Raw genomic sequence first — 19549 nt, 5'->3', positions numbered from 1 at the left:
CGCATCTCCGAGGGCGCGGACCTCCAGAAGCAGCGCATGATCGAGACCGCCACGGCCATGGAAGAGATGAACATGGCCATCGCCGACATATCGCACAGCTCCTCCGACGCCTCCGTGAGCGTGGAAAGCGCCAAGGAGCAGGCCGCCTCCAGCGCGCGCATCGCCTCCGAGGCCGTGGACGCCATCTCCAAGGTGAACGAGGCCACTGGGCTGCTCAAGCGGAACATGGGCAGCCTGGGGGAACAGGCCCGCAGCATCGACCGCATCATCAACGTGATCAACGACATCGCCGACCAGACCAATCTGCTGGCGCTCAACGCCGCCATCGAGGCCGCCCGCGCTGGAGAGGCCGGACGGGGCTTCGCGGTCGTCGCCGACGAGGTGCGCAAGCTCGCCGAAAAGACCATGCACGCCACCAAGGAGGTGGGCGATTCCATCAAGTCCATCCAGGACGCCATCCACACCAACGTGGAGCAGATGGACATGGCCGTGAGCCGCGCCGACGAGGCCGCAGCCATGTCCCGTCGCTCAGGCGAATCGGCGGAGCTGATCCTGCGCCATGCCGAGGACAACACTTCCAAGATCCACTCCATCGCCACGGCATCCGAGGAGCAGTCGGCCAGCTCCGGCCACATCTCCAAGGCCATCGGAGAGGTGGAGCAGGTGGCCACCGAGATCGCCGACGGCATCCACGACTCGGCCCAGGCCGTGTTGGAGCTTTCGGAGCTCTCCGGCGAGCTGGCCGTGCTCATCGCGGACCTGAAGAGCGGCATGGAGGCGGGGGTGCTCATGCCCTGGACCAGCGAGCTGGCCACGGGCGTGAAAGTCATCGACGAGCAGCACCGCGTCCTCGTGGACATGATCAACAAGCTCTACGCGGCCATGAAGGGCGGCAAGGGCAAGGACGTGATGGAGAAGCTCCTGGACGGCCTGGCCGAATACACCGTGAAGCACTTCGGCACGGAAGAGCAATACTTCGACCAGTTCCGCTATCCCGAGACCGGGGCGCACAAAAAGCTCCACGAGGACCTCAAGGCCAAGGTGGTGGACTTCATCGGCAAGTACAAGTCCGGACAGGCGGCCATCTCCATGGACCTCATGGAGTTCCTCAAGGACTGGCTGGAGACCCATATCGTCAAGACCGACAAGCGCTACGCCCGGTTCTTCCTGGACAACGGCCTGCCGCCCACCCCGGGCGTGCGCGTCGCCGCCAGGGCGCTGCCGCGCTGAAGCCCGGCGCTGCGGAAGTGTAAACGAGACGGCCGCGCCCTTCCCGGGTGCGGCCGTCTCGTTTTGTCCCCCCCTTGCGGGGAGCGCAAGCCCCGCGTCGTCGCCGCCCCGGCCGGGTCGGGGGATGCCTTTCGGGAGGCTCGGTCGGAGCGGCCTGCCGTTCAGCTCTTGGCCGGGGGATACTTCCCGCAGGTGAATTTCGCGCTCTCGGGGCAGTGGCCCAGGCGCTCGCACTTGGCCCCGGCCGTGGCGAAGACCTCGGGCAGGGTCATGCGGCACAGGGCAAGCATCTTGTCCGCCAGGGCGCGGATCTCCCACTGGGCGCGGGCGCAGCAGCGGTGCTCGAAGAAGTTGAAGAGGCTGCGGCAGTTCATGGTGAGCACGATGCGCGTCTCGGCGGCCTGGGGCAGCACGAAGCGGGCGTCCTCCTTGGCCTTGGAGCCGCGTCCGTTGGTCTCCAGGATGTCCTTCAGGTCGCGGTAGGCGTCGGCCACCTGGGTCATGAAGTGCTCGTAGCGCGCCTTGGCCTCGGGGATTCTGGCGATGGCCGGGGGGAGCACGTAGTCGAAGCTCGATGCGTCCACATAGCGCTGGGACTGCTGGGAGTAGCTGGCGATGCGGTGGCGCACCAGCTGGTGCGTCAGCGCCCGGGAGACGCCTTCCACGGCGAAGGTGAAGCTCACGTGCTCGATGGGGCTCACGTGGCCCGAGGAGATGACCCCCGCCACGAACTCGGCCTGCTTCTCGCGGCTGATCTCCCCTGCCAGGAGCCGGGGCCACATGTCGGCCACGAAGCCCGCGTGGTAGCATTGGCGGAAGGCCGCGTAGACCAGGGCCAGGGGCTCAGGGGTGTAGGCCAGGAGGGCCACGTCGAGGCGGGTTGCGGGCATGGTTCAGCTCAGGGGTTGGGATTTCAGGTGCAGATGGGCCTTTGCCGTGGCAACGCGCCCGCGCGGCGTGCGCTTGATGAGGCCGCACTGGATCAGGAAGGGCTCGTAGATGTCCTCCAGGGTGCGCACCTCCTCGGAGCAGGCCACGGCCAGGGTCTTCACGCCCACGGGGCCTCCCCCGAACTGTTCGATGAGGCAGGAGAGGATCTTGCGGTCCATCTGGTCCAGGCCGTGGGGGTCCACGTCCATGCGCGAGAGGGCCTCGCGGGCCAGCTCCTCGTCGATGACCTCCCTGCCGGAGACCACGGCGAAGTCGCGCACGCGCCGCAGGAGCCTGCCCGCGATGCGCGGCGTGCCCCGGGAGCGTTTGCCGATCTCCAGGGCGGCCTGGGGCGTCAGGTTCACCCCCAGGATGCGCGCGCCGCGCGTGACGATCGAAGCAAGCTGGGGCGAAGAGTAGAAGTCCAGGCGGAAGATCACGCCGAAGCGGTCGCGCAGGGGCGAGGTGAGCAGCCCGATGCGCGTGGTGGCCCCCACCAGGGTGAAGGGCTCCAGGTCGATCTTCACGGTGCGCGCGCCGGGGCCCTGGCCGATGATCAGGTCCAGCTTGAAGTCCTCCAGGGCCGGGTAGAGGATCTCCTCCACGGCCGGAGGCATCCTGTGGATCTCGTCGATGAAGAGGATGTCGTGGCGGCCCAGGTTGGTGAGGATGGCCGCCAGGTCGCCGCCGCGCTCCAGCACGGGGCCGGAGGTGGTCACCAGGTTCACGCCGAGTTCGGCGGACATGATCTGGGCCAGGGTGGTCTTGCCCAGGCCCGGGGGGCCGTAGAAGAGGGTGTGGTCCAGGGCCTTGCCGCGCTCCAGGGCCGAGCCCAGGTAGACCTGGAGGTTGGCGCGCATCTCGTCCTGGCCGATGAAGTCGGCCAGGCGTCTGGGGCGGATGGTGTCGTCGGGCTGGTGGGTCATGACTTGGCGGCGGCGATGCGTTTGAGCCCGGCGCGGATGGCCTGGGCCACGTCGAGGTCGGGTTCGTCGTCCAGGGCCTGGCGCAGCACGGGGCCGGCCTGGGCCTCGGCATAGCCCAGGTTGGTCAGGGCGGCCAGGGCGTCGGAGAACACGGAGCCCGCGCGCCCGGCCGGGGCGGCGGAGGGTCCTGCGGCCACGTGGGCCAGGGCGTACTTGATCTCCAGGATCAGGCGCTGGGCGCTCTTCTTGCCGATGCCCGGCACCTGGGAGAGCGCGGCCACGTCCTCGCGGGCGGCGATGCCCGCCAGCTCCGCCACCTGGTAGCAGGAGAGCATGGCCAGGGCGGTCTTGGGGCCGAGCTTGGGGATTTCGATGAGCGCGCGGAAGGCGCGGCGGGCCTCGGCGTCCGGGAAGCCGAAGAGGCGCGTGCCGTCCTCGCCGGTCTGGGCGTGCACCCACAGCCCTGCCTCCCGGCCGCGCGCGGGCAGCCCGGCCGCCGTGGGCGCGCCCACGGACAGCTCGTAGCCCACGCCCGAGGCCGTGAGGACCACGCAGCTCTTGTCGGTCTTTTCCAGGATTTCTCCGCGCAGGTAGGCGATCACGGCTCCCCCGCCAGACGCCTGAAGCGTCTCTGGTTGAGATGGCACACGGCCACGGCGAGCGCGTCCGTGGCGTCCACGGCCAAAGGTTTTCGGCATCCCAGCACCTGGGCGACCATGAAGGCCACCTGCGTCTTTTCGGCCCGGCCCGTGCCCACCAGGCTTTTCTTGACCAGCGAGGGCTCGTAGGCGTGCACGCGCACCCCGGCCACGGCGCAGGCAGCCATGGCCGCACCCCGGGCCTGCCCCAGCTTGAGGGCGGAAGCCGGATTCTTGGAGACGAACACGTCCTCCAGGGCGGCCTCCCCGGGCTTGTGCCGCCCGAGTAGCTCCGCCAGGGCCTCGTAGATGGCCCCCAGGCGCACGTCCATGGCCCCCAGGCGCTCCACGCGGATCACGCCCGCCTCCACCAGGGAGAGCACGCCAGACTCCTCGCGCACGATGCCGAAGCCCGTGTTGCGCGAGCCCGGGTCCAGCCCCAGCACGCAGCATGAGCCGCTCACGGGGCGCACACCACCTCGAACCGCGTGAACGCCGCCAGGGGCTCCCCGGAGGCCGGAGCGCCCCGGCCCGGCTCAAGGGCGTAGCGCGCCGTGACCACGTTGAGCCCCGCCAGACCGGCCAGCGGCAGGGAAAGCCGCACCTCGCCGCGTTGCTCCCGGGCCAGTTCGAGCCCGTTCGCCTCCACGGCCAGCACCGCGCCGGGGCTCACCCGGGCCTCCACCTCCAGGCTGTAGGGCCTGGCCGAGGTGGCGCGGAAGATGAACACGCTCATGGGCCACAGGCCGTCCAGTTTGAAAACCGGCGTGCAGGAGTCCTGGTTCAGGGGCGCGACGCCCCACACGCTGTGGATCTCCTCACGCGGGGCCGTGCAGAGGAAGTCCACGTTCTGGCAGGCGTCCAGGGGCGAGCGGCAGGCCCCCAGCAGGAGGCACGCCGCTGCGGCGAGAAGCAGACTTTTCACTGGGGCCTCCCGTCCACGGGGCAGAGGAAGCCCACCACGGCCCGACGCACGCGCAGGGTCTCCAGGTTGGAGCCCGGGGAGTCGGGCGAGACGGCCTCGCAGCGCATGGAGACGCGCAGGCTGAACTCCTTGAAGGGCCGGTCGCTGAAGAGATGCGCCTTGGCCACGCCGCGCGGGTCCGGCCCCCGGCTTGCGAACACCAGGTCCTCGCGGCCGTCGAACCCGGCCCAGACCTTGAGGAGGTTGTCCTTGCCAATGTTGTCGTGGGGCAACTCCACATAGACCTGATGATACCACACGCCCTCGGGGTTCGCGAACTTCAGGCGGAACTCGCCGTCCACGCCGTTGGCCGAGGGCATGATGGCCCCCCCGCGCGCCTGGTCCAGGACGACGTGCCGCGAGGCGTTCACCACGGCGGCGTAGCGCGCGGGGTTGGCGTCCAGGACGAAGTAGACCTGATCGGGGTCCGTGGTCTGCACTGGAGCGCGCCGGACCTGCCAGACGTACTCCCTGACGCGCTCATGGACCTGCACGGCCTCCGGCGGCGGGGAACCGGCCAGGACGCGCGCAACGCCGACCGAGGGTTCGCCCTCGGCGGAAGCGGCCAGGGCCACACGGACTTCTCCCTCCTGGGGTTCGAGCGCCAGGGCGTCGTCCGGGCCTGGATCGAGGCTCCGGGTGGCGTGCCAGCGCAGGCTCTGGCGCAGGCCTTCGTCCTCGAAAGCGGTGAAGGTGTTGCCGGAACGCCCTGCCTCCAGCGCCTGGGCGTCCTGGCGGTAGGTCCCGCCCGGGCCGAAGTTGCGGTAGCTGTCCGCCTGATAGAACGCGCCCTGGTAGTGCCAGGGGATCCAGACGCCCCCAGCCAGGGCCAGGAGCGCCGCCAGGGCGGCTCCGGGGACCGGATGGCGGCCGATCACCCATGCGGCGGCCACGCCCTGGAAGACGGCGAGGCACAGCTGGACTTGGAAGATGTAGCGCGGGAAGAGAAAGCCCGTCTTCCCCGCCAGAACGAGGCCCAGAGCGGACAGGACCGTCACGGCCAGCAGGGAGCCCGCGCGCGGGCTCTCCAGCAGGGCGCGCCAGAAGCCCAGGAAGGCCAGGGCCGCCAGCGCCCAGAACAGGGGGCCGCCCAGGCCGGGGACGACGCCGTCGAAGACGGCCATGCGGGCCAGGATATCCGGGAGGCCTGCCGCCAGGTCTCCCGCAGGCAGAGTCGCGTTCACGATGTCGCCGCGCGCAAAGGCCGTGGAGAAGAAGAAATAGGCGAACGGCGCGAAGGACAGCGCAAGCGACAGGGTGTGGCGCAAGGCCAGCCGCGCGCCCTCCCCGGTGCGCGCGAAAATGGCCAGGCCCCACATCCACGCGGCCTGGGCCGCCAACCAGAGGATGGCCCCGTAGTGCAGGCCCGCGGCCAGGGCGTTGCATCCGGTCAACAGGGCCAGGTCGCGCCCTTTGCCCGTGCGGGCGTAGCGCAGCAGGAGCCCCAGCGCGCACACGAAGAGCAGCAGCACCGCCGTGTAGGGGCGCACCTGGCGCGACATGAGGATGTGCAGCGGGTTCACCGCCAGGAGCGCCGCCGCCACGAGCCCCGCCGTCACCGACAGCCGGGAGCGGCAGAACGCGTGAAGCGCGGCCACCGTGGCCGTGCCCGCCAGGGCGCTGGGGGCGCGCAGCAGGGCTTCCGAGCCGCCCAGCCACAGGGGGAGCTTGTAGAGGATGTGGTAGAGGGGCGGGTTGGGCTCGAAGATCGCGGCCCATTGCAGGATCAGCGGCGCGGGAAACCGGGCCATGAGGGCCACAATCATCTCGTCCCACCACAGCGACGGCTCGCCCAGGTGGTAGAAGCGCAGGAATCCGCCCACCCCGACGACCAGCGCCAGGGAGCCAAGCTCCCAGCCGCCCGCCCTGGGCGCTTCGGTGGTCGTCGGGGCGAGCAGCATCGCTAGCCCAGCTCCGCCAGCAGTTCCTCGGGCAGCTCGAAGTTGGAGTGGGTCTTCTGGACGTCGTCGTAGTCGTCCAGAAGGTCCATGAGCTTCATGAGCTTGCGCCCGGTCTCCGCGTCCACGTCCACGGTGGTCTTGGGCAGCATGGAGATCTCGGCGGAGAGAAGCTCCATGCCCGCCTCTTCCAGGGCCTGGCGCACGGCCTCGAAGTCTTCGGGGGCGGTGTGCACCTCCCACACGTCGCCTTCGCCCAGCACGTCGCCAGCCCCGGCCTCCAGGGCGGCCTCCATCACCTGGTCCTCGGCGTACTTGGCCTTGTCCAGTTCGATGACGCCCTTCTTGTCGAACATCCAGCCCACGCAGCCGGCCTCGCCCAGCTGGCCGCCGTTCTTGCTCATGATGGCGCGCACGTCGGCCACGGTGCGGTTGCGGTTGTCCGTGGCGGCCTCGATGAGGATGGCCGCGCCGCCGGGACCGTAGCCCTCGTAGGTGATCTCGTCGAAGTTGCCGCCGGCCAGTTCGCCCGTGCCCTTCTTGATGGCGGTCTCGATCTTGTCCTTGGGCAGGTTCACGGCCTTGGCCGCCGCGATGGCGGAGCGCAGGCGCGCGTTGGTGCCGGGGTCGCCCCCGCCGGCCTTGGCCGCCAGCATGAGCTCCTTGGTCACCTTGGTGAAAACCTTGCCTTTCTTCGCATCCTGCGCGCCCTTGCGCACCTGGATGTTCTTCCATTTCGAATGTCCGGCCATCTACTCCTCCGCGTGATGTGGAAGGCCTTTGAATCCAAGGCCTATGATGAACTGTTCGAAGCTCTCCGGGCGGGAGCTTTTGGGTTTGGCGGTCTTGACCTTTTCGAAGGCCCCGCGCATGGAGTCGGTGAACGCCTTGACGTCTGGCCCCATGAACACCTTGGCCACGAAGTGGCCGCCGTGTATCAGGCAAGACCCGGCCAGGGCAAGCGCCTGCTCCACCAGCTCCAGGGAGCGGGCCTGGTCGGTGACGCGCTGGCCCGTGGTGCGCGGGGCCATGTCGCTGATCACCAGGTCGAAGGGGCGCGACGTTTCGAGCAGCGCCTGGAACTCCGGCCCCGGGGCCAGGGCGTCGCCCACCAGGTACGTGACGTTGGCCGGGAAGGCCGTCTCGGTGGCCTGGAGGTCCACCCCGAGCACCTTGCCCGAGGGTCCCACCTTCTTTGCCGCGTAGAGCGTCCAGGAGCCCGGGGCCGCGCCCAGGTCCAGCACCTTCAGGCCCGGGCGCAGCAGCTTGAAGGAGGCGTCCATCTCCTGGAGCTTGTAGACCGAGCGCGCGGGATAGTTCTCCTGCTTGGCCCGGTGGAAGTAATGATCGTGCAGTTTTTTCATGGCCCCCCCGCCCGGACCTCTACCAAAGGCCACGCGCCCATGCCAAGCCCTCCCCCGCGTCTGCGCCTGACCGACGAGCTGGGCCAGACCAAGACCCTCCAGCCCGGCCACGCCCTGGCCCGGCCCCCGGCCCGCAACTCCTGGACCGTGCTGGGCCTGGGTCCGGACCCGGCCTCCCTGGCAGCCGGGCTCCCCCGGGGGGCGCGCGTGGCCTGGCTGGAATGCCCGGCCTTCCTGGAGCAGACAGGGCGCGACTGGATCGCGTCCCGAGTGCCCCAGGGCTGGACGCGCCTGGACGCCTTCGACCCCGCGACGGCCTCGGGCGTGCTGGTGCACGAAGGCTCGGCCCGGCTTTTCCCCTCCTTCTGGAACCCGGTGCTGGCGGCCCTGGCCCTGCCCAGGCCGGACGCCCTGCCCCGCCGGTCCGGCCGCACGGCCGTCGTGCCCGGCTCGCATGAAGGCCTCATCGCGCGCGAGCTGTCCCAGGCCCTTGCCGAGGAGGGCTTCGAGGTGCTGGACGTGCCGGAGAGCGGCGTGACGGCGCTGCTGGCCCAGGGCAGGCCCGACGTGTTCGTCTCGGTGAATTTCCGGGGCAAGGGGGCCTACGGCCTGGAACACGCCCTGCTGGCGCGCGCAGGGGTTCCCGTGGCGGCGTGGCTGGTGGACAACCCTTTCCACGCCCTCTCGGGGCTCAAGACCGGGCAGTGGCGCTCCCTGCACCTTTTCGTCACGGATTCCTGGTTCGTTGAGCCCCTGAAGGCCCACGGGGCCATGAGCGTGCACCACCTGCCCCTGGCCGCCAACCCGGACTTCTTCCGGGCCGCGCCCGACGCGCCGGAACTCTCCGACGCCCTGCTCTTCGTGGGGCGCAGCGCCTTTCCGGACAAGGGGCTCTTCTTTTCGGGCGTGAGCGTGCCGCCGGAGCTTCTGGAGCGCGCGCGGGAGATGCTCGCCGACGGACAGCGGCCGGACTTCGCCTGGTGGGCGCGCAAACTGGGCGTGGAGAAGCTCTGGCCGGGCCGCGCTGCACGCCGCCCGGGCCTCGGGGCCGAAGATACCGGGCGCATCTGGCGGGCCACTGTGCTAGCGCACGCCGCCCGGGCCGGACGCCTCGTGGCCTGCGGCGACGCGGACTGGAAAAACCTGGTGGACGCGCCCTTCGAGCTGCGCCAGCCCGTGGACTACTACGGCCCCCTGGCCGGGATGTACGCCTCGGCGCGCTGCGTGCTGGGCCCCACGAGCCCGCTTTTGCCCCACGGGCTCACGCAGCGGCACTTCGACGTGTGGGCGGCCGGGGGGCTCCTGCTCTCGGACGCCACGCCCGGCCTCTCGATTTTCCCCCGGGATCTGACCGAGCCCATGCGCTTCGCGTCGCCGGGAGACATTCCGGACCGGATCGAAGCCCTGACGCGCCGCCGGGACGAACTGGCCCCCGCCTGGCGGGAGCTGATCGCCCGGGAGCACACCTACCGACGCCGGGTGGCGTCCATGTTGGAACGGATAATCCCTTGACCGCTCCGGACGAAAGGCATAAAGAAGACGTTTCCACGGGGGCGTAGCTCAGCTGGGAGAGCGCAGCGTTCGCAACGCTGAGGTCGTGAGTTCGATCCTCATCGCCTCCACCAAGAAAACAAGGGGTTACAGTGAAAAGCACTGTAGCCCCTTTTCTTTTCCTACCCTATTCCTACCCAAGCCGGTCGACGAGGGTATCACTCACGAACGGGGCTCATGCTTATACCCCTAGTAGGCCTACGCCGCTGCAGCCACCGGGACGCCGATTTCATGCAGGGTGTCCGTGGCGATGTCCGCCCCATTGGGCCAGCATATCGTCCATGTCTCGGGGCCAACACAGGCCTGGGCGAAAAAGGCCACATCCTTCAGGGGCTCGAACACCGGCCCCCAGAGTTCCTTTTCCAGGTCCATGTCACGAACCGCGCCGTCACTGAAAAGAACGCGAAGCCGGTAGCCGCCCAGGTGCAGCACGCCTCGCGCCTTAATGAGGCGGTCAATCACGGCTTGTTAGCGTGCTTCCACGGTGAGCTTGAGCCCGGCGCGGGCCAGGCTGGCGCGGACATGTCCAAATGCCTCGCTTTCCGCCTCCGACACGGCCAGAGTTTGGGCTTCGGCCACATCCTGCAAGGCAAGAGCAAGCGTCTTGGGGTCTTCTTCGTCCAGCGCGGCGTTGATGTACTCCGCCGCTTCCTTTGGGTCTCTCAGGGCTTCCAACAGGTCAGCCCTGTAGTCTCGAAGCAGGTTCATCGCGCCGCCTCCGGTATTCCGCCCACAACGCGCGAGCGGTTTTGATGTCCTTGTCCTGGGAAGATTTGTCGCCCCCGCTGGTCACGTCCGGCAATGGGCCTGGCAGGACCATTCGGCACTGCCTGGCGCGAGGTTCGGCACGGGTGCTCGCCAGAGTGAAGGCTTCTCATGGCTTCATCTTGCAAAATGCGTTTCGGCATGCCTCAGGAAGGAAAGCATCATGTCTTCTGCTGTTGCTTTCGGCCTGCGGAATCTGGTCAGCAACCCATTGACGACAGCGATCGCTGGCAATGGGATCGCCATGGTGGACTTCGCTTCGCAACCGTCGAACGATGCGGCCGCGCTCGCCAAATCGTATGTGACTGTTATCTTGTTCACAAGATGGTCCGCCTTGAAGCTCCCTTCGCAGGAGGCTGGCGGCGAACTCACAAGGTATTGCCTGCAGAGAAGCGGACGGTAGGGATAGATGCTGCAAGATTCAGACACAAGAAAAGGACATGGTATCTGCATTTCCCAGTACTTCCGCTGAACGTTGACGATCCGCTCCCTGTTGGCAAAGGTGTTCGCATGACTATCGATCATTTCCGACAGCAGGCCCGTGCGCTCCAGGATTGAGACGATTTTGCCGAATCGCTTGAGCAGGCGCTGTTTCTCTTCGCCTTCAAGCATGTCGACGATATGTGCGAGAAGAATTGCTTCATGGTCGGAAACGGCAACAAGATGCCTGCAGCAAAGCGTACATCCCCTCACGCAGGAGACATGTTTCCCCCTTGCAGCACTTTCCTTGATCGACAAGGAAACAAGCTCGTCCGATATCGAATAGATATCAGGCAGCACATCGACCAATGTCACCAGTCCGTCCGGCGGGTCAACGCCTGCGTCGACGCTGATGCCCGATGCGAACGAGAAGCGTCGCTTGTTGACATGGTCTGACCTTGCATGGCCTGTGTCGGTCATGGATGCTCCGTGGCGATGGATTTCCGGTCTTGAAGGCAGACGGGGCTCGAACGGGTGACCTGCCGCCTCGTTTTCCGTCATGGCTCGATGGTATGTGTCCAGCTGTTTTTATCGTCGGCGGTTTGCGCCGCGCAAGGATCAAGACGTCGGCATCACGGACCTGGCCCCGTGAGCGGCCTGCCGCCTCCTGACCAGAGCGTCGCCGGACTCCCGAGCAACGGCCTGCCGAGGCGGGGGCCACTCCGGACCCACGCCTGCGCGCCCTTGACGCCAGCCCCGGCCCGACGCATCCTGACGCCATGCGCACCTTCTACCGCAACAGGAAGAACGGCAAGCTCTACCGCGTGCTCCATCTGGCCGTGGACTGCACCAACGCCCGCGACGGCCGCCCCGTGGTGGTCTATTGCCCCCAGGACCGGCCGGACTTCGTCTGCACCCGCGACCGCGACGAGTTCGAGGCCAAGTTCGACCCCGTGCCGGACTCGCCCGGGCATGGTCCGGCCTGACGCCCTACCCTCTGCGCGAGCGTCGCTCCGGCCGTTCCGCAGGGGCGTCCGGGGCGTCGACCACCGTGCAGTCCGGGGCGTCGTCGAGGCATTCGATGGCGTCGGACCCCGTTTCCCGGGCGAAGACGAAGCAGTTCTTGCCCGCCCGCTTGGCCTCGTAAAGGGCCTTGTCCGCCTGCTTCATGGCCTCGTCCAGGCCCCACGCCGGGGCCAGACGGGCCACCCCGACGCTCACCGAAATCCGGCGCCCCTCATGAACCACGCTCCGGACACCGGCCACCAGGGCCCGGGCGCACGCCTGCGCGCCCTCCACGTCCTCCCCGGCGCGGTACGCTCCGAACTCCTCTCCCCCCAGGCGGCCCGTCAAGGTGGCCAGGGAGCACCCGCGCAGCACGGCCCCGACCTCCCGAAGGATCTTGTCGCCCACGTCGTGGCCGAAGGCGTCGTTGATCTTCTTGAAATCATCCACGTCCACCATCATGAAATGCCCGGACTCCCCGGCCGCGAGGCGCGATTCCAGTTGTTCGAGAAGGCTGCGCCGGTTGTCCATGCCCGTGAGGGCGTCCTTGAAGGCCATTTCCTCCACGACGGCATGAAGCTCCATGTTGCGACGGCGCAGGCCGATGAAGGCCTTGTTGAGCAGCACGCTGAAAAAAAACGGCGAGGCGAACCCGAAGGCCAGCCAAGCCCACTCACGATGCACCGTCTCCCCGCTGAAGCTGCCCAGACCCAGCACGAGCCCCACCACCACGCAGGTGAAGACGTGCGAGGCGGTGGTCACGTACATCACGGACTTGATCATCACGATCACCACATACGTCTGCATGATCCAGAACTGCGGGTCGAGCGCAGTGTGCTCCAGCACCCGGAACCCCCAGGCAAGGCCGACGATCTGGAGAGTCCCGCCCAGGGTGAACATCCTGTGGCCGTCGCCGTATTTGGTGACCAGAAGCCCCGCGCAGGCCACTGCCAGGGCCGCGCAGCACTGGACCAGGTCAGGATGCGAATGCTCCGGCCTGAGCAGGAACGCCACCAGCCAGGAGACGATGCCGAAGAGCTGGGATCTTATGGCGATGGGCCGCAGTTCGCGGCTGAACCGGGCCAGGAACTGCGCTTCGTCGATGTGTCCCATCGTGCCGCCTCCGATGCCGGGGATTGTCGCGCGCACTCCCCGAGCGCTGCGGGCGCGCCCGCAGCGCTCATCGCGCAGGGATGCCCGCCAGACTACACGGAAGTTGCCGCTGCTGGCAAGAAATCCGGGCTTTCGACAACAAAGACACCTCTGGCGCGCGACGGTTTACCGCGCCGGGTCTTTGAAGTAGACCCGCCCCGGACGCCCGTCCCGCCAAGGAGCCTCTCCCATGCGTAACGCAAAGGATTCCCGCCCCGTCTACTCCACCGAACAGGGCCGCCTCTGCCCGGAATGCCGCCGCCCCGTCGAGTCCTGCGCCTGCTCCGCCGCCCGCCCGGCCAAGGCTCCGGCAGGCCCCGGGGTGCGCATCCAGCGCCAGACCAAGGGCCGCAAGGGCAAGGGCGTGTGCCTGGTCACCGGGCTGCCCCTGGACCAGGCCGGGCTGGAGTCCCTGGCCAAGAAACTCAAGCAGCGGCTGGGCACGGGCGGCTCCGTCAAGGACGGCGTGATCGAGATCCAGGGCGACCACCGCGAGGCCCTGCTCCAGGAGCTCAAGGCCCTGGGGCATGCCGCCAAGCTCTCTGGGGGCTGACCGGTCAGACGACGCGACGACATGGTGCGCCGCACTGGACTCGTTTCCCGCCTTGCCGTATTGATAGGGAACGTTTCCGGCTTCGCCGGGTTCCATGCAGTATCACCTTCCGGCGTCTGGAGTGGTCCGTGGCATCTCCTCTATCTGACATCCCCTGCGAATTCGAGGAACTGGCGCAGAAAGCGCCTGTCTCCATCATGTACGCGGACCGCGACGGCATCGTCTGCTTCGTCAACGATTGGCACCTCCAGCACTTCGCGCGCGGCCAGCACGACCGGACCTTCTTCCTGGGCCGGCATCTGCTCTCCCTGCCGGGCATCGCCAGCAGCGGGGCCGCCGAGGTGCTGCGTCCGGCCCTGGAGGGCAAGGACGTGCTCATCGAGAAACTCTTCACGGCTGAGTTCAGCGGCGGCCAGTCCGGCTACCAGACCATCCGGGCCTCCAGCATCAAGAACGGCAGGCTGGCCGGGGGCGTGGTGGTCATCCGCGAGGACGTGACCCGCTGGGTGGAGCTGGAGCAGACCCGCCGCGACGAACAGCAGCGCACCCTGGCCCTGCTCAACGCCACGCAGGACTCCGTGGTGCTCCTCGACCCCGACGGCCGCTTCGTGCTCATGAACGAGGAGGCCGCCAGGCGGCGCGGCAAAAGCGCCCGGGAGCTGACCGGCAAGTCCCTCTACCGGCACATGGACCCCGACGCCGCCCGCTTCCGCCGCGCCATGGCCGAAAAGGCCCTGGCCTCGCGCACCCCCGTGGAATACGAGGAAAACAGCCAGCACCGCACCTACTGGGTGAGCATCTACCCCGTCCTGGACCAGGAAGGACGCGTGACCCACCTGGCCTCGTTCTCCAAGGACATCACCGACCGCAAGCACATGGAGCAGGCCCTGCTCCAGGCCAGGCAGCGGGCCGAGGCCTCCTTCGAGGCCAAGACCCAGTTCCTGGCCAACATGAGCCACGAGCTGCGCACCCCCCTCAACGGCATCCTCGGCGCGGTCCAGCTCTCCCAGGACGACGCCCTCGACGAGGAGCAGCGCGAACTCTGGGGCATCGTGCGCGAATCGGGCGAACGCCTGCTCAGGTCCGTGAACTCGCTCCTGGACCTGGCCGACATCAGCTCCCACGCGCTCCAGCCGGTCATGCGGCCCTTCGACGTGCGCCGGGCGGCGGCTTCCGTGGCGCGCAGCTTCGAGGTGCAGGCCCGGCTCAAAAACCTGGACCTGCTGGTGGAATTCGAGGAGAGCGTGCCCCGCATGGTCACGGGCGACGAGTTCCGCCTGCGCAAGATCCTGGCCAACCTTATGGCCAACGCCCTGCAATGCACCGAGCGAGGCAGCGTGCTCGTGAGCGTGAGCCTCGTGGACGAGGAGCACCTGCGAAAGCCCGGGGCCATCACCTGCGTTGGCGGCCTGAGCCTGCTCTTCCTGGTGGAGGACACGGGCGTGGGCATCGCCCCCGAAAAGCTCCCCCACATCTTCGAGAGTTTCACCCTGGCCGAAGACACCCGCACGAAAACCCGCAGCGGCACGGGCATGGGTCTGGCCATCGCCCGCAGCCTGGTGGAACTGCTGGGAGGGCGCATCTGGGTCACCAGCGCCCCGGGACAGGGCAGCCGGTTCCACTTCACCGCTTCCTTCTGGACCCAGCCCGAACACGCCGAGACGTCCCCGACGCCCCGCGAGCCCGCGCCGGGCTGCTCGGGCGCGCGGGTGCTCCTGGCCGAGGACGAGCAGGTCACCCGCGTGATGGCCGGACTCATGCTGGCCCGCATGGGCTACCACGTGGTGGAGGCCTCCGACGGCCAGGAGGCCCTCAAGGCCCTGCGCGACCACGCCTGCGACGTGGTGCTCATGGACATCCAGATGCCCGTCATGGACGGCATCACAGCAACGCGCATGATCCGCAACGGCGAGCTGCCGGGCGTGGACCGCCACATTCCCATCATCGCCTTCACGTCCTACGCCAGCGACCGCGACCGCATCCGCCTGTTGCGCGAGGGCATGGACGCCCTGCTCCCCAAACCCTTCGAGGCCGAAGACCTGGCCCTGGCCATCGAGAAGGCCCTCTCGGCCAGGTCGCACTGAAACCAGGCAGCCACCGCGCGCCAAAAGCCCGGGCTCGCCCGGAAAGGCCCCAGCAATGAACCCAGCCGACCCCAGCCAGCAGGTGCAGATACAGACCCCGGCCGACCTGGAATACCACTACCGCGACTTCTTCACCGTCTTCGCCGGACCCGACGACGTGGTGCTTGAATTCGGCAACGTGAACCGCTCCACCCAGGGCCAGGTGCGCGTGAGCAACCGCATCGTGCTCACGCCGGCCAACGCCCTGCGCCTGCGCGAGATCCTCGACCGCACCATCCTGGAGATGCAGCGCCGCCTGCAGCAGGCAGGCTCAGGCCAATAACCCGGGCCCGGGGGACCGGACGGGAACCCTGGACAGGGCGCAGGAGCCGCCCGGCGACAGCCCTGGCGCGTGGAATCAGGCAGCGCCCCGGCTGCGCGCGCGCCCCAGCCGCGACAGCGCCCACCGGGCCGCGAGGGGGAACACCCCCAGCAGGCACAAGGCGGCGAGCATCCCGGGCGACACCACGTCGCCCAGGGTGTTCACGCGTCCCAGTTCCACCCCGGCGAACACGTACACCGCCGTGCCCGGCAGCATCCCCAACTGCGACACCCACCAGAACGTGCGCAACGGCATGGCCGTGAGCCCCATGGCCAGGTTGATCAGGAAGAACGGGACCACCGGCACGAGACGCAGCGAAAAGAGATACCACGCCCCGGCCCCGGCCCCGGCCATGCCCCGGTCCACCCGCTCCAGGGCCTGCGGAAATCGCGCGGTCACCCACTCGCGCAACACGAAACGCGCCAGCAGGCAGGCCAGCGACGCGCCTGCCGTGGAGGCCACCGACACCACCGCCAGCCCCGCCCAGAAGCCGAACACCGTGCTCCCCGCCAGGGTGAGCACCGCCGCTCCCGGCAGGGCCAGCCCGGCCACCGCCACGTAGAGCAGGAAGTAGCCTCCGAGCATCAGGACCGGACGCGCGGCGTAGAGGTCCGCCAGACCCTGGCGCGAGGCCTTCAGGGCCTCAAGGTTGAGATGCTTCGGCCCGTCCAGCCAGAAGAACAGCCCGACGCCCGCAGCCGCCGCCAGCAGCGCCGCCGCCCGCTTCATCGTCCTGCCCGCCATGCAACGCCTCCTTCTCTGCGCTCCGGCCCGACCGGGCCTTGCCAGCCGCCGCGGGCCTCCCTATACGATGCCGATGCGCTTCGAACCAGCCCAGATCGGCGTGGCCCTGATCAACGCCGACCCCGCCCAGGCCGCCAGGGACCGCCAGAGCCTGGCCCGTCTGGGATTCGCCTCGGTCCACGCCTTCCCGGACTACCAGGAGGCCAGGCGCTACCTGCCCGAGCCCTCGATCCATCTGGTGCTGGTGGCCGACAAGGCCGGCGGCCTCACCGGGTTCGAGTGCGCGAGAATGCTCAAACGGGACCCGGAACTCAAGGACAAAGCCGTGGTGATGATCTCCGCCGACGGGCGGCGCGAGCGCGTGATGCGCGCCATCGCGGCGGGTTGCGGGGGCTACGTGCTCCGGCCCTACCAGCTGGAGACCTTTGCCAGGCACCTCAAAGCCGCCTGGGAGAGCTCCCGGCCGGACGAGGAGAGCCAGGCCCGGCTGGACGAGGGCAAGCGCCTGGCCTTCACCGGGCACTTCGGGGAGGCCGTGAGGGTGCTCTCCCAACTGGCCTCCGGCGAGAACGAAGCCGTGGAATGGTTCAACAAGGGCCTGGAGCATCTGCGGCTCCAGGAGTTCGGCCAGGCCATCGTCTGCTTCAACAAGGCCCTGGCCGCCAACACGCTCTTCGCAGAGGCCTACAGGGGCCTGGCCTACGCCCACAAGGGCCAGGGGGACATGGAGAAGCACCTGGACTGCCTCAAGCGTTCGGCCGACATCCTGGCCATGCAGGACAAGCTCCAGGAACTGAAGGAACTCTTCGTGGAGATCCTCACCCACGATCCCAAGGCCGTGAACCCCTACAACACCCTGGGCGTGCGCCTTCGCCGCTCGGGAGACCTCTCCGGAGCCCTGCACGCCTACACCCGCGCCCTGGACCTGACCCCCGACGACGAGAACCTCCACTACAACATCGCCAAGGCCTACCAGCACGCCTCGCGCCTGGACAGCGCGGCCTCGCACCTGCGCCGCGCCCTGGAAATACGCCCGGACTTCCATGAAGCAGGGACGCTGCTGGCCTCCCTTCCCTCTGAGGGAAAGAGCCAGGCCTGACAGGCCGACCACGCGCCGGGTCTGCCGCCTCCCGCCTCCCCCGGACGGCCCGCCCCGACTGCGGGCCGGTTTCCCGGCCGGAGCCCTGCTCGTGCCGCGTCCGGCGCTCCTGTCGGCGGACGCTCAGACGGCCTCCAGCGCGAAGGCGTCGCCCCCGCCGTGCCGGGCCAGGCGGCCCGTGGCCAGGCGCAGACGCTGGCTCACCTCGGCGGCCAGGGAGGCCAGGAGCCGCGTCCCCACGCGGGGGTGCGCCTCGAGGAGCCGCTCCAGCGCCCGTCGGTTCAAGGCCAGGAGCGCCGCCGGAGTCTGCGCGTAGACCGACGCCGAGCGCGGCCCCCCGTCCAGCAGCGACATTTCGCCCACCACGGCCCGGGCGTGGATCTCGCCCACGAGCGCGTCCTGGCCCTCGGGGTCGCGTTTCACCACCGTGAGCACCCCGCTCAGGAGCACCGCCAGCTCCTCGCCGGGCTCGCCCTCCTGGTAGAGGAATCTTCCGGCAGCCACTTCACGATATGTCATGCATTGCGCAAGAACCAGCAGGGTCCGCCAGTCCATGCCCCGGGCCAGCCGGGTCTGCTCCAGGAGCGCCGCCCGGGCCGTGCGGTCGGGCACGGTCCGCTCCGGCACGCCCCGTCCCGACTCCGCATGCCCTTTCCGGACGTGACCCGTCGTTGTGTTCATGGTCGCCTCCGGCGTTTCCCGCGTTCACACGATTCCTGAAGATCGGTGGGAGCGGCACTCCGGCGCCGCCCTGCTCCCCCACGGGGGCTTGATGCAAAGCCTGGGCCGTTTTTCCAGAAGCGCCGGACACTTGCCACCAACCTGCCGCGAGGGTATGCCCTCCCTCCCGGCCAGCGTGCCCAAGCCACACCCTCAAGAAGGCGCACCCGTGACCCAACCGCTCCAGAAATCCGGAAAAGGCGATCTTCACAAACTGAAGGCCGACGTGCTGCTCGTCGTCACGGCGCTCATCTGGGGCATGGCCTTCGTGGCCCAGCGCGTGGGCATGGAGCACGTGGGTCCGTTCACGTTCAACGGCGTGCGCTTCGCCATCGGCGCGGCGGCCCTGCTGCCCCTGGCCCTGCGCACCGGCCGGTCCATGCGCCCCGCGCCGGGCATGCAGGCCCCGGCATGGCTGGGCTGCCTTTGCGCGGGGGCGGTGCTCACCCTGGGGGCCAGCCTCCAGCAGATCGGGCTCGTGTACACCACGGCGGGCAAGGCCGGGTTCATCACCTGCCTCTACGTGATCCTGGTGCCCATCTTCGCGGCCTTCCTGGGCGGTCGCACCCCGCTGGGCACGTGGCTGGGCGCGCTCCTGGCGGTGTGGGGCATGTACCTGCTCTCCATCGGGGAAGACTTCTCCGTGAACCGGGGCGACCTCCTGGAACTCGTCGGCGCGGCCTTCTGGGCCGGACACGTGCTGGTGGCCGCGTGGTTCGCCCCGCGCATGAACCCCCTCCACCTGGCGGTGGGGCAGTATGTGGTCTGCTCGGCAATGAGCCTCTGCGTGGCGCTGTTCCTCGGCGAATCCTTCGCCCCGGCGGGCCTGTGGAACGCCGCCGTGCCCATCCTCTACAGCGGCCTGCTCTCCGTGGGCGTGGCCTACACGCTCCAGCTGGTGGCCCAGCGCGACGCCGACCCCTCCCATGCGGCCATCATCCTGAGCCTGGAGTCGGTGTTTGCCGCGCTCGCCGGGTGGGCGCTCATCGGCGAGGTGCTCTCGCCGCGCGGCATGGCCGGGTGCGCGCTCATGCTGGGGGGGATGCTCCTCTCCGAGACGTGGCCCTACCTGAAGCGGCGCGGGAGCGGCCAGTCGGGCTGACCGGCCCCGGGGAAACGCCGAAGAGCCCCGGGGCGCACGTGCG

The 19549-nt window shown here is 68.8% G+C and carries 22 protein-coding genes and 1 tRNA gene; 9 read left to right on the top strand and 14 right to left on the bottom strand.

Annotated features, from left to right (window positions below; all coding sequences use genetic code 11):
• On the top strand, nt 1–1230 hold a 1230-nt coding region (locus ACV4UX_RS06155), incomplete at its 5' end, for a bacteriohemerythrin (RefSeq protein WP_491592439.1).
• A 161-nt stretch (nt 1231–1391) separates the two neighbouring features.
• Here ACV4UX_RS06155 and thyX read toward each other — a convergent pair.
• Genes thyX through ACV4UX_RS06115 form a run of 8 tightly spaced genes read right to left on the bottom strand, consistent with a single transcriptional unit; the run spans nt 1392 to nt 7950 of the window.
• Nucleotides 1392–2120 carry an FAD-dependent thymidylate synthase gene (thyX, locus tag ACV4UX_RS06150; RefSeq protein WP_491592438.1) on the bottom strand — a complete coding sequence of 243 codons (729 nt, stop codon included), beginning with the start codon at nt 2118–2120 and terminating at the stop codon, nt 1392–1394.
• Between the two features lie 3 nt (nt 2121–2123).
• The gene (gene ruvB, locus ACV4UX_RS06145) at nt 2124–3086 is read right to left on the bottom strand and encodes a Holliday junction branch migration DNA helicase RuvB (protein WP_491592437.1); all 963 of its coding nucleotides are present in this window, start codon (nt 3084–3086) and stop codon (nt 2124–2126) included.
• Nucleotides 3083–3688 carry a Holliday junction branch migration protein RuvA gene (gene ruvA / locus ACV4UX_RS06140; protein WP_491592436.1) on the bottom strand — a complete coding sequence of 202 codons (606 nt, stop codon included), beginning with the start codon at nt 3686–3688 and terminating at the stop codon, nt 3083–3085. The genes ruvB and ruvA overlap by 4 nt, the downstream gene beginning before the upstream one ends.
• Nucleotides 3685–4197 (bottom strand): crossover junction endodeoxyribonuclease RuvC, encoded by a 513-nt coding sequence (gene ruvC, locus ACV4UX_RS06135; protein WP_491592435.1) that lies wholly within the window; start codon nt 4195–4197, stop codon nt 3685–3687. The genes ruvA and ruvC overlap by 4 nt, the downstream gene beginning before the upstream one ends.
• Nucleotides 4185–4649, bottom strand: a complete 465-nt coding sequence (locus tag ACV4UX_RS06130) for a hypothetical protein (protein ID WP_491592434.1) — start codon at nt 4647–4649, stop codon at nt 4185–4187. Before ACV4UX_RS06130 ends, ruvC begins: the two co-directional genes overlap by 13 nt.
• A complete protein-coding gene (locus tag ACV4UX_RS06125) occupies nt 4646–6589 on the bottom strand; it encodes a glycosyltransferase family 39 protein (RefSeq protein WP_491592433.1) in 1944 nt (647 codons plus the stop codon). Before ACV4UX_RS06125 ends, ACV4UX_RS06130 begins: the two co-directional genes overlap by 4 nt.
• Nucleotides 6590–6591: 2 nt before the next feature.
• Nucleotides 6592–7338, bottom strand: coding sequence for a YebC/PmpR family DNA-binding transcriptional regulator (locus ACV4UX_RS06120; protein WP_491592432.1), 747 nt, complete (start codon nt 7336–7338; stop codon nt 6592–6594).
• Nucleotides 7339–7950 carry an RlmE family RNA methyltransferase gene (locus tag ACV4UX_RS06115; RefSeq protein ID WP_491592431.1) on the bottom strand — a complete coding sequence of 204 codons (612 nt, stop codon included), beginning with the start codon at nt 7948–7950 and terminating at the stop codon, nt 7339–7341.
• Nucleotides 7951–7989: 39 nt separating this feature from the next.
• Between ACV4UX_RS06115 and ACV4UX_RS06110 the strand changes: the two genes are divergently transcribed.
• Both ACV4UX_RS06110 and ACV4UX_RS06105 read left to right on the top strand, forming a co-directional pair.
• Complete coding sequence (locus tag ACV4UX_RS06110) at nt 7990–9462, top strand: glycosyltransferase family protein (protein ID WP_491592430.1); 1473 nt, start codon at nt 7990–7992, stop codon at nt 9460–9462.
• Between the two features lie 37 nt (nt 9463–9499).
• Nucleotides 9500–9575, top strand: a tRNA-Ala gene (locus ACV4UX_RS06105).
• 124 nt (nt 9576–9699) lie between these two features.
• Here the strand turns inward: ACV4UX_RS06105 and ACV4UX_RS06100 are convergent.
• The 3 genes from ACV4UX_RS06100 to ACV4UX_RS06090 form a co-directional block, all read right to left on the bottom strand.
• Nucleotides 9700–9963, bottom strand: a complete 264-nt coding sequence (locus ACV4UX_RS06100) for a DUF2442 domain-containing protein (RefSeq protein WP_491592429.1) — start codon at nt 9961–9963, stop codon at nt 9700–9702.
• Between the two features lie 6 nt (nt 9964–9969).
• Nucleotides 9970–10209, bottom strand: coding sequence for a helix-turn-helix domain-containing transcriptional regulator (locus ACV4UX_RS06095; RefSeq protein WP_491592428.1), 240 nt, complete (start codon nt 10207–10209; stop codon nt 9970–9972).
• Nucleotides 10210–10383: 174 nt separating this feature from the next.
• Nucleotides 10384–11166, bottom strand: coding sequence for a YkgJ family cysteine cluster protein (locus ACV4UX_RS06090; protein WP_491592427.1), 783 nt, complete (start codon nt 11164–11166; stop codon nt 10384–10386).
• Nucleotides 11167–11465: 299 nt separating this feature from the next.
• On the opposite strand from ACV4UX_RS06090, the gene ACV4UX_RS06085 reads away from it, so the two are divergent.
• Nucleotides 11466–11672: a hypothetical protein gene (locus ACV4UX_RS06085; protein WP_491592426.1), complete on the top strand. Its 207-nt coding sequence runs from the start codon at nt 11466–11468 to the stop codon at nt 11670–11672.
• Between the two features lie 4 nt (nt 11673–11676).
• On the opposite strand, the gene ACV4UX_RS06080 is transcribed toward ACV4UX_RS06085, so the two are convergent.
• Nucleotides 11677–12804: a GGDEF domain-containing protein gene (locus ACV4UX_RS06080; RefSeq protein ID WP_491592425.1), complete on the bottom strand. Its 1128-nt coding sequence runs from the start codon at nt 12802–12804 to the stop codon at nt 11677–11679.
• Nucleotides 12805–13033: 229 nt separating this feature from the next.
• Here ACV4UX_RS06080 and ACV4UX_RS06075 point away from each other — a divergent pair, with 229 nt between their 5' ends.
• From ACV4UX_RS06075 to ACV4UX_RS06065, 3 genes are all read left to right on the top strand, one after another.
• The gene (locus ACV4UX_RS06075) at nt 13034–13396 is read left to right on the top strand and encodes a translation initiation factor Sui1 (RefSeq protein ID WP_491592424.1); all 363 of its coding nucleotides are present in this window, start codon (nt 13034–13036) and stop codon (nt 13394–13396) included.
• A gap of 128 nt (nt 13397–13524) precedes the next feature.
• The gene (locus ACV4UX_RS06070) at nt 13525–15480 is read left to right on the top strand and encodes a PAS domain-containing hybrid sensor histidine kinase/response regulator (protein WP_491592423.1); all 1956 of its coding nucleotides are present in this window, start codon (nt 13525–13527) and stop codon (nt 15478–15480) included.
• A 55-nt stretch (nt 15481–15535) separates the two neighbouring features.
• Nucleotides 15536–15802, top strand: a complete 267-nt coding sequence (locus ACV4UX_RS06065) for a DUF3467 domain-containing protein (RefSeq protein WP_491592422.1) — start codon at nt 15536–15538, stop codon at nt 15800–15802.
• Nucleotides 15803–15877: 75 nt separating this feature from the next.
• Here ACV4UX_RS06065 and ACV4UX_RS06060 read toward each other — a convergent pair whose 3' ends face one another.
• The gene (locus ACV4UX_RS06060) at nt 15878–16585 is read right to left on the bottom strand and encodes a TVP38/TMEM64 family protein (RefSeq protein ID WP_491592421.1); all 708 of its coding nucleotides are present in this window, start codon (nt 16583–16585) and stop codon (nt 15878–15880) included.
• Between the two features lie 73 nt (nt 16586–16658).
• On the opposite strand from ACV4UX_RS06060, the gene ACV4UX_RS06055 reads away from it, so the two are divergent.
• Nucleotides 16659–17684 (top strand): response regulator, encoded by a 1026-nt coding sequence (locus tag ACV4UX_RS06055; protein ID WP_491592420.1) that lies wholly within the window; start codon nt 16659–16661, stop codon nt 17682–17684.
• A gap of 123 nt (nt 17685–17807) precedes the next feature.
• Here the strand turns inward: ACV4UX_RS06055 and ACV4UX_RS06050 are convergent, their stop codons facing one another.
• Complete coding sequence (locus tag ACV4UX_RS06050) at nt 17808–18296, bottom strand: cyclic nucleotide-binding domain-containing protein (protein WP_491592419.1); 489 nt, start codon at nt 18294–18296, stop codon at nt 17808–17810.
• Between the two features lie 277 nt (nt 18297–18573).
• Here ACV4UX_RS06050 and ACV4UX_RS06045 point away from each other — a divergent pair, with 277 nt between their 5' ends.
• Nucleotides 18574–19506 carry a DMT family transporter gene (locus ACV4UX_RS06045; RefSeq protein WP_491592418.1) on the top strand — a complete coding sequence of 311 codons (933 nt, stop codon included), beginning with the start codon at nt 18574–18576 and terminating at the stop codon, nt 19504–19506.
• The last annotated feature ends 43 nt before the right edge of the window (nt 19507–19549 follow it).

It is taken from the genome of Fundidesulfovibrio sp., assembly GCF_058402725.1.
This window is presented reverse-complemented; position numbering and strand designations above follow the sequence as displayed.